This is a genomic window from Paraburkholderia sp. JPY419 (genome assembly GCF_050435705.1).
Lineage (GTDB): Bacteria > Pseudomonadota > Gammaproteobacteria > Burkholderiales > Burkholderiaceae > Paraburkholderia > Paraburkholderia youngii.
Genome location: NZ_JBNDKV010000002.1, coordinates 1,157,922 through 1,171,893, shown reverse-complemented (window position 1 = coordinate 1,171,893; position 13,972 = coordinate 1,157,922). Strand labels below are relative to the sequence as shown.

Below are 13,972 nucleotides of genomic sequence, written 5' to 3'. Positions count from 1 at the left end.
GCATGCGTGAGCGCACGCGGATGAGTCGCGCGTCCGGTTCGCTGTCCGCCGCGATGGCAACGCCGCGCCCGATGAACGCGAAACGCGCGGCCGCGATCTGGCTCGGACTCGCGCTCGCCGCCGTCGCGCTGCTCGGCGCGTCGCTGGTGCTCGGCAGCGTGCCGCTCGCGCCGTCGCGCGTGCTTGCGGCGCTCGTGCCAACGCACACGTTCGGCGCCGCGGGCAGCGACGATCTCGCCGGCGAAATCGTGCGCACGTTGCGATTGCCGCGCGCGCTCGCGGGCTTCGCCTGCGGCGCGTTGCTCGCGCTCGCCGGCGCGCTGCTGCAGGTGCTGCTGCGCAATCCGCTGGCCGAGCCGTACGTGCTCGGCGTGTCGGGCGGCGCGGCCAGCTTCGCGCTGGTCGCGATGATCGCGGGCGGCGCATGGTGGATCGTCGATGCGAGCGCGTTCGCGGGTGCGTTCGTGTCGATCCTGCTGGTGCTCGGACTCGCGCGTCGCGAACTGTGGCGCGGCGAGCCGCAGGACACGTCGCCGCGTTTGCTGCTGACCGGCGCGGTGATCGCGGCCGGGTGGGGCGCGATGATTACGCTGCTGCTCAATCTCGCGCCCGATAGCCGTCTGCGCGGCATGCTGTTCTGGCTGACCGGCGACCTCAATGGCGGCGCGCTGCCGTGGACCGCGCTGATCGCGCTCGCGCTCGTGTTGCTTGCGATCGTGCCAGCCGCGCCGCGTCTGAACGTGCTGCTGCGCGGCGACGCAGCCGCGCTAGCGCTCGGCGTCGCGGTAATGCCACTGCGTTTGCGCGTGTACCTGGTCGCGTCGCTGGCGGCGGCCGCCGCGGTGACGACCGCGGGCACGATCGGCTTCGTCGGTCTCGTCGTGCCGCATATGCTGCGGCTCGCGTTCGGCAACGACCAGCGCATGCTGCTGCCGGCGGCTGCACTCGGCGGCGGTGTCGCGGTGATGGGCGCGGATCTGCTCGCGCGGACCGTGATTGCGCCCGCGCAATTGCCGGTCGGCGTGATCACGTCGCTGGTCGGCGTGCCGGTGTTCCTGTGGATGCTGCTCAAACGCCGCCGATGATGCAAGCCGAACCCAGCCCCACCTCTTCGATGCTGAGCACGCAGCGCCTGACACTGCGCGCCGGCGCGCGCACCTTGCTCGACGCGTTCACGCACACCTTCAATGCGGGCGAAGTCTGGTGTATCGCCGGGCCGAACGGCGCGGGCAAGACCACCTTGCTGTCGACGCTGGCGGGCCTGTTGCATCCGGCGGCGGGCCATGTCGAACTCGATGGCGTGCGCGTGGCCGACTGGCAGCCGCTGCCGCTCGCACGGCGCCGCGCGCTGATGCCGCAAAGCGCGGCCGATGCGTTCAATGCCAGCGTGCTCGACATCGTGCTGCTGAATCGCTTCCCGCATCTGGGCGGCTGGGGCTGGGAGCGCGATGAAGATCGCGCGGCTGCACAGGCGGCGCTCGAATCGCTCGGCCTTGCGGGCTTTGCGGCGCGCGACGTGCTGTCGCTATCGGGCGGCGAGCGTCAGCGCGTCGCGCTCGCGGCAGTGCTGTGCCAGGACGCGCCGCTGTTGCTGCTCGACGAACCGTTGTCGCATCTCGACCTGCATCACCAGATCGACTGCCTCGAAGCGCTCGTTGCATGGACGGGCAAGCCGGGACGCAGCATGCCGCGCAGTGTGCTGTTCTCCTGCCACGACCTGAACCTCGCGCGCCGCTTCGCGACGCACGCGTTGCTGCTCGACGGCGCGGGCGGCGCGTATGCGGGCCCGGTGCGCGACGTGCTGACGCCCGCGTTGACGAGCCGCGCGTTCGGCTATCCGCTGATTCTGATTCGCGATGGCGAGCACGAGGCGTTGATTCCCGCGCCGCGCGCGCGTCATGAATCGCCTGCCGGTCATGACGAACAGTCAGGCTGACTATTAATCCCCTATACCTTGTTTCGATCACACCTATGACTCGCATCCCACTCCCGGCCGGTTTGCCCGAAGTCGCGCCGCTCGATCAGACGCTGCGCGCCGAGCTGCAACGGATCATCGATACGCGCACCAAACCGCCCGGCAGCCTCGGCCGGCTCGAAACGCTCGCGCGCCAGATGGGCCTGATCCAGCGCAGTACGCGTCCCAGCGTGCAGCGTCCCGCGATGATCGTGTTCGCGGGCGATCACGGTATCGCCGCCGAAGGCGTGAGCCCGTATCCGCAAGCGGTGACCGCGCAGATGGTCGCGAACTTCATCGCGGGCGGCGCGGCGATCAATGCGCTCAGCCGCGTCGCCGGTCTCGAACTCGAAGTGGTCAACGCGGGCATCGCGACGCCGCTGCCGTCCACCGACGGAGTCGTCGACATTCCGGTCGGGCCCGGCACGCGCAACTTCGCGCACGAAGCCGCGATGACGCAGGCCGAAACGCTCGCCGCGATGCAGGCAGGCGCCGCGCGCGTGCGTCATCACGCGGCGCTCGGCTCGAACGTGATCGGCTTCGGCGAGATGGGCATCGCGAACACGTCGGCGGCCGCGTGTCTGATGAGCCGCCTGTGCGGCGTGCCGATCGACGACTGCGTCGGCCGTGGCACCGGTCTCGACAATGCCGGGCTCGCGAAGAAGCGCAACGTGCTCGCGGCGGCGCTCGCGCGTCATCCCGACGCTTGCGCGCCGCTCGACGTGCTCGCGACCTTCGGCGGCTTCGAAATCGCGATGATGACGGGCGCATTTATGGCGGCCGCCGAGGCGCGCATGACGATCCTCGTGGATGGCTTCATTGCGACGTCGGCGCTGCTGGTCGCCGATGCGCTGGCGCCCGCCGTGCGCGAGTACTGCGTGTTCGCGCATGCGTCGAACGAGGCCGGCCATCGGCGCATGCTCGATCATTTCGGCGCGCAGCCGCTGCTGTCGCTCGACATGCGGCTCGGCGAGGGCACGGGCGCGGCGCTCGCGGTGCCGCTGCTGCGCGCGGCGGCGGCTTTCTTCAACGAGATGGCCAGCTTCGATTCCGCGGGCGTCGCGGATCGCGAACCGTGACGCGCTCGAACCCACGCGTCGCGGCAACGCGAAGCTCGGCCCGCATCGCAGCGAACAGGCGCTCGACACGTCCATGAACCCGCTCGCGGAACTGCGCTATTTCTTCACGGCGCTCGGTTACTTCACGCGCGTGCCGGTGCCGCGCTGGGTCGGCTACGAGCCGCATTATCTGAATGCGGCGGCGCGCTATTTTCCGCTCGTCGGCGTGCTGGTCGGCGGCTTCAGCGCGCTCGTCTATCTTGCCGCGCTGCGCGCGTTTCCGGCGGGCGTCGCGGTGCTGCTGTCGATGGCCGCGTCGCTGCTCGTGACGGGCGCGTTCCACGAGGACGGTCTAGCCGATTGCGTCGATGCGTTCGGTGGCGCCTATATGCGCGACGATGCATTGCGCATCATGCACGACTCGCGCATCGGTGCTTTCGGTGCCATCGCGCTCGTGATCGCGTTGGCGATCAAGTGGCAAACGCTGGCCGCGTTGCCGCCGCTTTCCGCCGCAAGTCTGATGGTTGCGGCGCATGGCGCGAGCCGCGCGTGCGCGATCAGTTATCTGGCCACGCTCGACTATGTGCGCGCCGCGGGCAAAGCGAAGCCGGTCGCGCAGCGTCTGAGCGGGCTGGCACTGCTGTGCGCCGCGCTGTTCGGGCTGCCGTGGCTGCTGTGGCCGAACGGCCCCGGCGCGCCCGACTTTCGTTTCGCCGCGCTCACGTGTGTCGTGCTGTTGGCGCTGCGCTTCACGATGGGCCGTTATTTCGTCAGACGCATCGGCGGCTATACCGGTGACTGTCTCGGCTTCGCGCAGCAAATCTTCGAATTGAGCATCTATCTGGTGGGGCTTGCATGGATATCGTCCTGATTCGACATCCCGCTGTCGCGCTCGAGGCGGGGGTTTGTTACGGCCATAGTGATGTCGCGTTGGCGGAAAGCGCCGAGGTCACGTCCAATGCGTTGGCGGTCAAGCTCGCGAGCTTGCAGGTGCCGGCGCCGCGCGTGCTGATCACGAGTCCGCTCACGCGCTGCGCCGCGCTCGCGAATGAGATCGCCAACGACTTCGGCTGCGTGGTCAGCCACGATGAGCGTCTGAAGGAGATGGACTTCGGCGAATGGGAAGCGCAGCGCTGGGATACGATCGATCGCGCCCAGCTCGACGACTGGGCCGCCAATTTCGAGCATGCTCGCGCGCATGGCGGCGAGAGCGTCGCGCAATTCGTCGCGCGTGTGCGAGCGTGGTTCGATGCGTTCGCGCTGACGCGCGAGCTCTCGCCCGCGTACGTGGTCACGCACGCGGGGGTGATGCGCGCGATCGCGTCGTGGGTGCTGGAGGTGCCGCTCGCGCGTTGCCTGCAGTGGTCGCTCGATATGACCGGGATCGTCTGGTTGCGGCGTAACGACGAGACCCTGCAGTGGTCGCTGGTGCGATGGAATGCGTGACCCGCGTGGTCATGCGGAGAACTGAGCGTTTTTTGGCGCGACCCGCAGCGCGTCATGGCGCGGGTTTGTTTGCGCGCGAGCGCGCCAGTTCGAGGTCCTCGCACAGTTGCCGCGCGCCTTGCGCGATGCGTGGCGCGGGGCGATTGATCAGATCGCCGTCGATCGCGAACAGGTTGTCGTTCGCGACGGCCGCGAGACGCGGCCACGCGCGCCATGCGTCGAGTTGCGGCAGCGTCGTGTCGGGCTGCGTCGCGCCGGGCGCCGCCGTGACGATCGCCTGCGGATTCGCCGCGAGCACCGCTTCGGTCGATACGGTCGGCACGAGCGGCTGCAAGTCCGCGAACACGTTGCGGCCGCCGCATAGCGTGATCACGTCGCTGATCATGTGCTCGCCGTTGAGCGTCATCAGCGGCCGGTCCCATACCTGATAAAACACGCTGACTACGGGGCGATTCGCATACCGCGCGCGCAGGCGGCCGATGTCGTCGCGATAGGCGGCCGCCGCCGCGTCCGCGCTCGCGGAGGTGCCTAGCAGCCGGCCGAGCTTCGTCAGCGACACGGCGATATCGTCGAGACGGCGCGGCTCGCTGAAAAAGAGCGGCACGTGCAGCTCGCGCAAGCGCTCGAGCTGACGCTGCGCATTGCCATGCCGCCACACGACGATCAGATCCGGTTTCAGCGCGACGATGCGTTCGAGGTCGAGCGCCTTGTTGTCGCCGACGCGTGGCAGTTGTTTCGCTTCGGGCGGATAGTCGCTGTACGACACCGCGCCGACCATCTTCGGGCCGCCGCCCGCGGCGTACAGCAACTCGGTCACGTGCGGGGCGAGGCTGATCACGCGCTGCGCGGGCGCGGCGAGCGTGACGGTCGCGCCGCTGTCGTCGGTGACGGTGATCGCGGCGTGCGCGCTCAGCGCAGTTAGAGCGAGCGCTGCGGCGCTGAACCAAGGGATGAAGTGGCGCGGGGGCGCGGCAAAGCGAGCGGAGCGAGTGAAGCGGGTCATCGGGCGAGGGCGGATCACGAAGCGTTGAACGGCTGGAGTGCGAAGGACGGTGCGCTAACCCGAGCGCGCGGTATCGATCGAATCAACCGCCTGTTGAAGCAGTTGTTCGAAGCGGGTCCATTCGGCTTCATCGCCCGGCAGCCCGAAGCGCACGCTGGCCGATGGCACCTGGGGCGATGGCGGAAAAAGACGCGTCCACACGCCGCGCCGCGCGAGCGCTTCATGCAATGCGGCGGCGCGCGCATCGTCGGTCCATGCGAAAAGCGGCGTGCCGCGAGTCGCGAAACCGTGCGCGTGCAACAGCCCGGCAAGCCGTGCGCTTTCGCCGATCAGCCGCTCACGCATCCGCGTTTGCCACGCGGCATCGGCGAACGCGGCGCTCACCGCATGACGCGCGGGACCGCTGACCGTCCACGCGCCCAATCTGTCGCGCAACGCGGCGAGCAAGGCGGGCGCGCCCAGTACGAAGCCGGCGCGCACACCCGCGAGCCCGAAGAACTTGCCGGGCGAGCGCAACACGACGAGCCCGTCCCGCTGCGTATGCGCCGCCAGCGACGCGACGCGCGCGGCCGGCAGCGTATCGGCGAACGCCTCGTCGACCAGCAGCGTGCCGCCGCGTTCGCGCAGCTGCGCATGCCAGTGCAGCAGCCTGGCGGCATCGAGATGCGTGGCCGTCGGATTGTTGGGATTGACGATCACGACATGCGTGAGCGCGGCGGGCAGCGTGTCGCGATACACGTCGAGCGGCGCGACCTCGTGTCCGGCGCGCGCGAACGCGGGCCCGTACTCGCCGTAGGTCAGCGGCGCGATGCCGAGCGTCGCGCGCGGCAGCAGCGCGGGCAGCGCGCGAATCGCCGCCTGGCTGCCGGCCACCGGCAGCACATGCGCGGCATCGGGTGCGCCGTAGTAGCGCGCGGCCCGCTCGGCGAAGCCGTCGCCTTCGTCGGGCAAACGACGCCAGGCGTCGGCGGGCAACGGCGGCACCGGATAGCCGTGCGGATTGATGCCGGTGGACAGATCGAGCCACTGTGCGTACGGAATGCCGTAGCGCGCCGCCGCTTCGTGCAGGTTGCCGCCGTGTGCGATCGGATCGCCTGCGGCGTGCTCGCGCGCTTGTGTCCGGTCGGTCATGCGCTCATCCCATCGCTACGCGTGTCGTTTCGCTCAGCCATGAAACGGCACACTCAACAAGGCCAGCACGATCAGTACGGCCAGCCACAGAATCACCGTGCGTTCGACCAGCATCAACGCGGCGCCCACATGACGCGCCTCGGCGCGATGCCCGAAGCCCAGCGTCGGCCGATGCTCGAGCGTGCCGTGATACACGGCCGGCCCGCCGATCAGCACGTTCAGGCTGCCGGCGCCGGACGCCATCACCGGTCCCGCGTTCGGGCTGTCCCAGCGTGGCGCCTGCTCGCGCCAGCAGCGCCATGCGGTCAGCGTGTCGCCGAGCAGCGCGTAGCTGGTGGCGGTCAGCCGCGCGGGAATCCAGTTCAGCACGTCGTCGATGCGCGCGGCGGCCCAGCCGAAGCGCAGAAAGCGCGGCGTGCGATAACCCCACATCGCGTCGAGCGTATTGGCGAGGCGAAAGCCGAGCGCGCCAGGCCCGCCCGCGAGCGCGAACCAGAACAGCGCGCCGAAGATCGCGTCGTTGCCGTTTTCGAGCGCCGATTCGACCGCGGCGCGCGCGAGCGCGGCCTCGTCGGACTGACTGGTGTCGCGCGACACGATCCGCGCGGTCAGCTCCCGTGCGGTGGCGAGATCGTGCTGGCCGAGCGCCCGCGAGATCGGCGCGATGTGATCGCGCAGGCTGCGCGCGCCGAGCGCGAACCACAGCAGCGCGACATGCAGCGCGCAGGCCGCGAACAACGGCAGCACGGCGACCAGCCACCACGCGATCAGCACCGGCGGCAGCACCGCGAGCGCCCACGCGAGCAGCCCCTTGAGCCGCAGACGCCGGTCGTGATTGAAGCGCGCCTCGATGCGCGCGGCCCAGTTGCCGAAGCCGACCAGCGGATGCCGGCGGCTCGGCTCGCCGAACCAGCGATCGACGGCGACGCCCGCGACCGCGAGCGTCGCGACCAGCGGCATCGTCAGCGGCGGCATTACGAGCGGCTCGCGCTTTTCAGCGCGAGCGGCAGTCCCGCGACCATCAGCGTGGCTGCGCTGCTCAGTGCGGCGATGCGCTGATTGAGGCGGCCGAGTTCGTAGACGTAAAGGCGGGTGGCTTCGCCAAGCGGCACCACGCCGAGCCCGATCTCGTTGCTGACGACGATGATCTTGCCGCGCGCGCCGGCGAGCGCCGCCTCGAACGCGGAGGCCTGCTCGTAGTAGTGCGACAGCGGCGGCGCGGCGCCGTCGGCGGGACACAGCAGGTTGGCGAGCCACAGCGTCAGGCAATCGATCAGCAGACACTGGCCCGGCGCGTCGTGTTGCGCGAGCGCGCCCGCGAGATCGTCGTCCGCTTCGACGAGCCCCCAATGCGCGGGCCGCCGCGCGCGATGATGCGCGATGCGCGCGTTGAATTCGGCGTCGTCGGTGACGCGGGCGGTGGCGATGTAGGTGACGGGGAGGGCGCTGTCGCTGGCGAGCCGCTCGGCATGCGCGCTCTTGCCCGAGCGGGCGCCGCCGAGGACGAAGGTGAGGTCGCGGGGAGTCATGCCCTGATTGTACCGGCGCGATGGGATAATGCCGCTCGATTCCATTGCAACGCCACTATCCACCTTCCACCTGCACCGCCGTGATCCGAATGCCCATTTCCCCCGACTCCCTGCCCGTGCCTCGCGGCACGCTGATGATCCAGGGCACCACGTCCGACGCGGGCAAGAGCACGCTGGTCGCGGGACTGTGCCGCCTCGCGCGGCGCGCGGGCGCGCGGGTCGCGCCGTTCAAGCCGCAGAACATGGCGCTGAACAGCGCGGTCACCGTCGACGGCGGCGAGATCGGCCGCGCACAGGCATTGCAGGCGCTCGCCGCGGGCATCGACGCGCACACCGATCTGAACCCGGTGCTGCTGAAGCCGACCAGCGATCGCGGCGCGCAGGTGATCATTCACGGCAAGGCGCGCATCAATCTCGACGCGCGCGCGTATCACGACTACAAGCCGGTCGCGTTCGAGGCGGTGCTGGAGTCGTATGCGCGGCTGCGCGCGGCGTACGACACGATTTTCGTCGAAGGCGCGGGCAGTCCGGCCGAGATCAATCTGCGCGAGCGCGACATCGCGAACATGGGTTTCGCGGAGGCGGTCGATTGCCCGGTCGTGCTGGTCGCCGACATCGACCGCGGCGGCGTATTCGCGCACCTGACCGGCACGCTCGCCTGTCTGTCCGACAGCGAGCAAGCGCGGGTGCGCGGTTTCATCATCAACCGCTTTCGCGGCGACATCGGTTTGCTGAAGCCCGGGCTCGACTGGCTGGAAGCGAAGACCGGCAAGCCGGTGCTCGGGGTCGTGCCGTATCTGCACGGCCTGACGCTCGACGCCGAGGACATGCTGCCGCCCGAGCTGCGCGCGGCGGCGAGCGGGGACTCGCGCCGTCTGCTGCGCGTGGTCGTGCCGGTGCTGCCGCACATCAGCAATCACACCGATTTCGACGCGTTGCGCGCGCATCCGCAGGTCGATTTTCACTATGTGCGCGCGGGTACGCCGCCGCCGGCCGCCGATCTGATCATCCTGCCGGGCTCGAAGAACGTGCCGGACGACCTCGCGTTTCTGCGCGCGCAGGGCTGGGGCGACGTGCTCGCGCGGCATCTGCGCTATGGCGGCCGGGTGATCGGCATTTGCGGCGGCATGCAGATGCTGGGACGAGAGATCGCCGATCCGCACGGCGTCGAAAGCGCGCCCGGCACCTTTGCGGGCTTCGGCTGGCTCGACTATGCGACGGTGCTCACGCGCGACAAGACGCTGAAGAACGTGAGCGGGCGCCTCGCGCTGCCCGGCGCACCAGACGTCGCCGGCTACGAGATTCATATGGGCGAGACGCGCGGGCCGGCATTGGATACGCCGGCGCTGCGGCTCGACCCTGCTGGTCCGCGCGAGGGCGGCGCGGACTTCGGGCGTCCCGATGGCGCGTTGTCCGCCGACGGCCAGATTCTCGCGACCTATGTGCATGGCCTGTTCGACACGCCGGCCGCGTGCGCGGCGCTGCTCGCGTGGGCGGGCTTGAGCGACGCCGAAGCGGTGGACTATCCGGCGTTGCGCGAGGCGTCGCTGGAGCGGCTGGCCGATACGCTCGCCGAGCACGTCGATATGCGCGGGCTGTTCGCGGCGCTGGGGTGACGCTTTGCACCGACCTTTTCGATCGGATCGAAAGCCATTGCTGCGCGGGCGGGTCGCTTAGTACAACACCATCTGCGTGCAACGAAACAGTGCGATGGTCTTACCATCGGGACCAGTGACCGTCGCGTCCCAGACCTGCGTGCTGCGCCCAAGGTGCACACCCTTCGCGACCGCGCGGATCGTGCCCTGCGTGGCGGTGCCGAGGAAGTTGCTCTTCAGCTCGACCGTCGTGAAATTGCGCGAATTTTCGGGCAGATGCGCGATGCACGCGTAGCCGCAGGCGGTGTCGGCGAGGCCGATCACGGTGGCCGCGTGCAGGAAGCCGTTCGGCGCGAGCAGTTCCTCGCGCACGGTAAGTTCGGCGATCAGCGTGCCTTGGTCCACGGTCAGCACGCGCAGGCCCAGCAGGTCCGGCAGCGTGCCCTTCTGGCGCTCCTGCAGGCGTTCGACGGTGTATTCCGGGCGCAGTTTGCTCATGAGATTTCAGGTCCTTGTCGATAAAAACGGCGGTTTGCGGCGGCCGATTCGCGATGCGGGGGTTTCGGCCGCGCGGGATTTGTCGATATTATCAACGGCTGAACCGGTGGGCGTACCTGGAAGCCGAACTTCGAACGGCAGCGTTCATGGAGCCCGCCGGCGCCGGTCACAGCGGATCGGCGGGTACGGAGCAATAGCGCGGCAAACCGGCTGGCAGCGGTCCAGCCTTCTTTCCGGGAGATTTCATGTCGGTGATCGTGGTGGCGAATCCGAAGGGCGGCGTGGGCAAGAGCACGCTATCGACCAATCTGGCCGGCTATTTCGCCGCGGAGGGCGAATGGGTCGCGCTGGCCGACCTCGACAAGCAGCACTCCGCGCATGCGTGGCTCGAATTGCGGCCCTCCACGCTGCCGACCATCGAAACCTGGGAGGTCAATCCCGACACGCCGGCCAAGCCGCCGAAAGGCCTCGAGCACGCGGTCGTCGACACGCCGGCCGGCCTGCATGGCAATCGCATGAACATTGCGCTCGATCTCGCCGACAAGGTGATCGTGCCGCTCCAGCCGTCGCTGTTCGATATTCTCGCGACCCAGGAATTTCTCGAGCGGCTCGCGAAGGAAAAGGCGGTCAGGAAGGGCGCGATCGAGATCGGCGTGGTCGGCATGCGCGTCGATGCACGCACGCGCTCGGCCGAGCAGCTGCATCGCTTCGTCGAGGGATTGAAGCTGCCGGTGCTCGGCTTTCTGCGCGACACGCAGAACTACGTGCAGCTCGCGGCGCACGGCCTGACGCTGTGGGATGTCGCGAAAAGTCGCGTGGAGAAGGATCTCGAGCAGTGGCAGCCGATCGTCGAGTGGACGAACGGCGCGGGAAAGAAGGGCTGAGGCAGGGGGCTGCCCGCCATCAGTGAAGATCGAGCTGATGCCTCGCTCAGCTCCAGGCCTGCGTGGGCACGTGGTCGCGGCTGCCCTTGATCTTGTTGTTTTCATCGACGAACACGAGGTCCGGCTTCCAGCCCGCCTTCAGCTCGGCCTCGTCGACCACCGCGAACGCCGCGATGATGACCAGATCGCCGAGCTGCGCGCGGCGCGCGGCCGAGCCGTTCAGCGAAATCATGCCGCTGCCGCGCTCACCCTTGATTGCGTAGGTCGAGAAGCGCTCGCCGTTGTTGATGTTCCAGATGTCGATGCGCTCGTTTTCGACGATGTTCGCCGCTTCCAGCAGGTCTTCGTCGATCGCGCACGAGCCCTCGTAGTGGAGCTCGCAGTGCGTGACCGCGACGCGGTGAATCTTCGACTTCAGCATATTGCGTTGCATGATCAATCCAATCCTGTGTGACTGCGCAGTGTAACTGTGTTTGCGCGGGCGGGTGCGGCGTCAGATTTCGAGGTTGTCGATGAGCCGGGTCGCGCCGAGCTTCGCGGCGGCCAGCACGACGAGCGGTGCGTTGGCGTCTTGCGCGCCGGGCGCGATCAGGTTCGAGCGCTTGCGGATCGCGATGTAATCGGGATTCCAGCCGCGCGCCGCGAGCGTCGCTTTGGCCGACTCCTCGAGCTTCGCGAAGTCGCGCTCGCCCGCGAGCACCGCGTTGCGCACCCGATTGAGTTCGGCGGCCAGCATCGGCGCCTCGGCGCGCTCGGCGGCCGAAAGGTAGCGGTTGCGCGAGCTGAGCGCGAGGCCGTCGGTGTCGCGCACGGTTTCGGCGGCGACGATGTCGGTCGGCAGCGCGAATTGGTGGCACATCTGGCGCACGATCATCAGCTGCTGATAATCCTTCTTGCCGAACACCGCGACGCGCGGCTGTACGCACGACATCAGCTTCATCACCACGGTACAGACGCCGTGGAAGAAGCCGGGGCGGAATTCACCCTCGAGGATGTCGCCGAGATCGTGCGGCGGATGGACGCGATACTCCTGCGGCTCCGGATACATGTCCTTTTCGGTCGGCGCGAACAGCACGTAGACGCCTTCCTTCTGCAGCTTTTCGATGTCGGCTTCGAGCGTGCGCGGATATTTATCGAAATCCTCGTTCGGGCCGAATTGCAGGCGATTGACGAAAATGCTCGCCACGACCGGGTCGCCGTGCTGGCGCGCGAGGCGCATCAGCGACAAATGGCCCTCGTGGAGGTTGCCCATCGTCGGCACAAAGGCCGTGCGATTCTGGCCGCGCAACTGGTCGCGCAATTCATGGATCGAGCTGATGACTTTCATGATCGGACAGGGATAGGCTCGCGCGGCGCGCGATCCGGTTGGCGCGACACCTGGCGGAATCGCGGGGGTCATCGCCTCGCCGGCAAATGACGGGTTCGGAGCGCGGATTGTAGTGGATTTGGGCAGCGGGCGCACCGAATCGCGGCGGCACTTTCGAGGGGCGCGCCGCGCGCTTGCCGCGCAGTTCCCGCTGAGGCCCGCCAGGCTTCGCTGCGACGGTTCCTAACAATTTTCCCGCGGTTGCGGCCGCGATCCGGCCGCTAAGCGGCTGTCTTTCCGCACTCAGGCCGGCAGATACGCCAGTCGCACGTAAATCGGCGCGAACGGCTCCGCCTGAGTGATTTCGACGAGTGATTCACGGCACAGCTCGAGCACGGCGATGAAGTTCACCACGACCACCGGCACACCGCGGCTCGTGTCGAACAGATCGGAAAACTCGATGAAGCGCGCGTTCTGCAACTGCCGCAGGATCAGGCTCATGTGCTCGCGCACCGACAGTTCCTCGCGCGAAATCTTGTGATGCTGGACCAGCTTCGCACGCTTGATCACGTCGGCCCACGCGGCGCGCAGGTCGTCGCTGTTCACGTCTGGAAAACGCGGCGTGACGCTCTGCTCGATATAGACCTCGGCGCGCAGGAAATCGCGCCCGAGCTGCGGCAATTGGTCGATGCGTTGCGCGGCGAGCTTGATCTGCTCGTATTCGAGCAGGCGGCGCACCAGTTCGGCGCGTGGGTCTTCGGCTTCCTCGCCGGTGTCGGCCTTCTTGACCGGCAGCAGCATGCGCGACTTGATTTCGATCAGCATCGCGGCCATCAGCAGATACTCGGACGCGAGTTCGAGATTGGTCTTGCGCAGTTGCTCGACGTAGCCGAGATATTGCTCGGTGACATCCGCCATCGGGATGTCGAGCACGTTGAAGTTCTGCTTGCGGATCAGGTACAGCAGCAGGTCGAGCGGCCCCTCGAAGGTCTCGAGGAACACCTCGAGCGCGTCCGGCGGGATGTACAGGTCGTTCGGCAGCTTGAACAGCGGCTCGCCGTACAGACGCGCGAAAGCGACGCCGTCGACCGTGTCGGGCGTCGAATCGGTAGCGGGCGTGGCAAGCGCGGTGTCGGACGGTGCCGGCGCTGGGCCGCGAACCGGGCCGTGTATCGGGCCGTGAACTGGGCCGTGAAGCGGACCATGCACCTCGTCAGCGTGACTCATCGTCGGCGTGACTGGAGCGCTTAGAAGTTCTGGTAGTACGAGTAGGGCGTCTGCTGCACGCGCGAAGCTTTCTGCTCGGCGCGCTCTTCCAGATCGATCGGCTGTTTGTCCCACAGCAGTGCGCGGCCTTTGCGTTGCTCGGCCTCCAGATTGGGCTTCTGTTGCTTGAGCTGGTTCAGGAACTGGGTGATGTCCGATTGATACATGGCTCGACGTCCGTGGTGGGTAAGGTGGCGGCTCTCGGGCTGGCCGCTGCGCGGTGCCGCGAGGGGGCGCCGTCGTCAGCGATTTTACCGCATGCGCCGCGCGCGGTCGAAAATCGCCGCAAGCCGTCTATTTTC

General features: G+C 68.1%; 16 protein-coding genes. 7 read left to right on the top strand and 9 right to left on the bottom strand.

Features of this window, described 5'->3' with window-relative positions:
- Positions 1 to 20 precede the first annotated feature (20 nt).
- The 5 genes from QFZ91_RS11510 to cobC all read left to right on the top strand — a co-directional run bounded on the left by QFZ91_RS11510 (position 21) and on the right by cobC (position 4,458).
- Positions 21 to 1,085 (top strand): FecCD family ABC transporter permease, encoded by a 1,065-nt coding sequence (locus tag QFZ91_RS11510; protein ID WP_429567298.1) that lies wholly within the window; start codon positions 21 to 23, stop codon positions 1,083 to 1,085.
- Positions 1,082 to 1,936, top strand: a complete 855-nt coding sequence (locus QFZ91_RS11505) for an ABC transporter ATP-binding protein (RefSeq protein ID WP_429568628.1) — start codon at positions 1,082 to 1,084, stop codon at positions 1,934 to 1,936. The genes QFZ91_RS11510 and QFZ91_RS11505 overlap by 4 nt, the downstream gene beginning before the upstream one ends.
- Before the next feature lie 35 nt (positions 1,937 to 1,971).
- Complete coding sequence (gene cobT / locus QFZ91_RS11500; RefSeq protein WP_429567297.1) at positions 1,972 to 3,033, top strand: nicotinate-nucleotide--dimethylbenzimidazole phosphoribosyltransferase; 1,062 nt, start codon at positions 1,972 to 1,974, stop codon at positions 3,031 to 3,033.
- 73 nt (positions 3,034 to 3,106) lie between these two features.
- Positions 3,107 to 3,883, top strand: a complete 777-nt coding sequence (locus tag QFZ91_RS11495; protein ID WP_429567296.1) for an adenosylcobinamide-GDP ribazoletransferase — start codon at positions 3,107 to 3,109, stop codon at positions 3,881 to 3,883.
- Positions 3,868 to 4,458: an alpha-ribazole phosphatase gene (cobC, locus tag QFZ91_RS11490; protein WP_429567295.1), complete on the top strand. Its 591-nt coding sequence runs from the start codon at positions 3,868 to 3,870 to the stop codon at positions 4,456 to 4,458. The genes QFZ91_RS11495 and cobC overlap by 16 nt, the downstream gene beginning before the upstream one ends.
- A 52-nt stretch (positions 4,459 to 4,510) precedes the next feature.
- Here cobC and QFZ91_RS11485 read toward each other — a convergent pair whose 3' ends face one another.
- From QFZ91_RS11485 to cobU, 4 genes are read right to left on the bottom strand one after another with little or no spacing between them, the layout of a single operon-like run.
- Positions 4,511 to 5,461, bottom strand: coding sequence for a cobalamin-binding protein (locus QFZ91_RS11485; protein WP_429567294.1), 951 nt, complete (start codon positions 5,459 to 5,461; stop codon positions 4,511 to 4,513).
- Positions 5,462 to 5,515: 54 nt separating this feature from the next.
- Complete coding sequence (gene cobD / locus QFZ91_RS11480; protein WP_429567293.1) at positions 5,516 to 6,592, bottom strand: threonine-phosphate decarboxylase CobD; 1,077 nt, start codon at positions 6,590 to 6,592, stop codon at positions 5,516 to 5,518.
- Between the two features lie 33 nt (positions 6,593 to 6,625).
- Complete coding sequence (cbiB, locus tag QFZ91_RS11475) at positions 6,626 to 7,567, bottom strand: adenosylcobinamide-phosphate synthase CbiB (RefSeq protein WP_176379920.1); 942 nt, start codon at positions 7,565 to 7,567, stop codon at positions 6,626 to 6,628.
- Positions 7,567 to 8,121 carry a bifunctional adenosylcobinamide kinase/adenosylcobinamide-phosphate guanylyltransferase gene (cobU, locus tag QFZ91_RS11470; RefSeq protein ID WP_429567292.1) on the bottom strand — a complete coding sequence of 185 codons (555 nt, stop codon included), beginning with the start codon at positions 8,119 to 8,121 and terminating at the stop codon, positions 7,567 to 7,569. Before cobU ends, cbiB begins: the two co-directional genes overlap by 1 nt.
- A gap of 89 nt (positions 8,122 to 8,210) precedes the next feature.
- Here cobU and QFZ91_RS11465 point away from each other — a divergent pair, with 89 nt between their 5' ends.
- Positions 8,211 to 9,737: a cobyric acid synthase gene (locus tag QFZ91_RS11465; RefSeq protein WP_429567291.1), complete on the top strand. Its 1,527-nt coding sequence runs from the start codon at positions 8,211 to 8,213 to the stop codon at positions 9,735 to 9,737.
- Positions 9,738 to 9,794: 57 nt separating this feature from the next.
- On the opposite strand, the gene QFZ91_RS11460 is transcribed toward QFZ91_RS11465, so the two are convergent.
- The gene (locus tag QFZ91_RS11460; protein ID WP_176121155.1) at positions 9,795 to 10,214 is read right to left on the bottom strand and encodes a PaaI family thioesterase; all 420 of its coding nucleotides are present in this window, start codon (positions 10,212 to 10,214) and stop codon (positions 9,795 to 9,797) included.
- 245 nt (positions 10,215 to 10,459) lie between these two features.
- Here QFZ91_RS11460 and QFZ91_RS11455 point away from each other — a divergent pair, with 245 nt between their 5' ends.
- Positions 10,460 to 11,098, top strand: coding sequence for a ParA family protein (locus tag QFZ91_RS11455; protein ID WP_176367012.1), 639 nt, complete (start codon positions 10,460 to 10,462; stop codon positions 11,096 to 11,098).
- A 46-nt stretch (positions 11,099 to 11,144) separates the two neighbouring features.
- Here the strand turns inward: QFZ91_RS11455 and panD are convergent, their stop codons facing one another.
- From panD to QFZ91_RS11435, 4 genes are all read right to left on the bottom strand, one after another.
- Complete coding sequence (gene panD / locus QFZ91_RS11450) at positions 11,145 to 11,531, bottom strand: aspartate 1-decarboxylase (RefSeq protein ID WP_018431692.1); 387 nt, start codon at positions 11,529 to 11,531, stop codon at positions 11,145 to 11,147.
- A 60-nt stretch (positions 11,532 to 11,591) separates the two neighbouring features.
- Positions 11,592 to 12,425 carry a pantoate--beta-alanine ligase gene (gene panC / locus QFZ91_RS11445; RefSeq protein ID WP_176367052.1) on the bottom strand — a complete coding sequence of 278 codons (834 nt, stop codon included), beginning with the start codon at positions 12,423 to 12,425 and terminating at the stop codon, positions 11,592 to 11,594.
- A 282-nt stretch (positions 12,426 to 12,707) separates the two neighbouring features.
- Complete coding sequence (locus QFZ91_RS11440; RefSeq protein WP_429484246.1) at positions 12,708 to 13,631, bottom strand: segregation and condensation protein A; 924 nt, start codon at positions 13,629 to 13,631, stop codon at positions 12,708 to 12,710.
- 20 nt (positions 13,632 to 13,651) lie between these two features.
- Positions 13,652 to 13,837: a DUF3460 family protein gene (locus QFZ91_RS11435; RefSeq protein WP_013088716.1), complete on the bottom strand. Its 186-nt coding sequence runs from the start codon at positions 13,835 to 13,837 to the stop codon at positions 13,652 to 13,654.
- Positions 13,838 to 13,972: the final 135 nt, after the last annotated feature.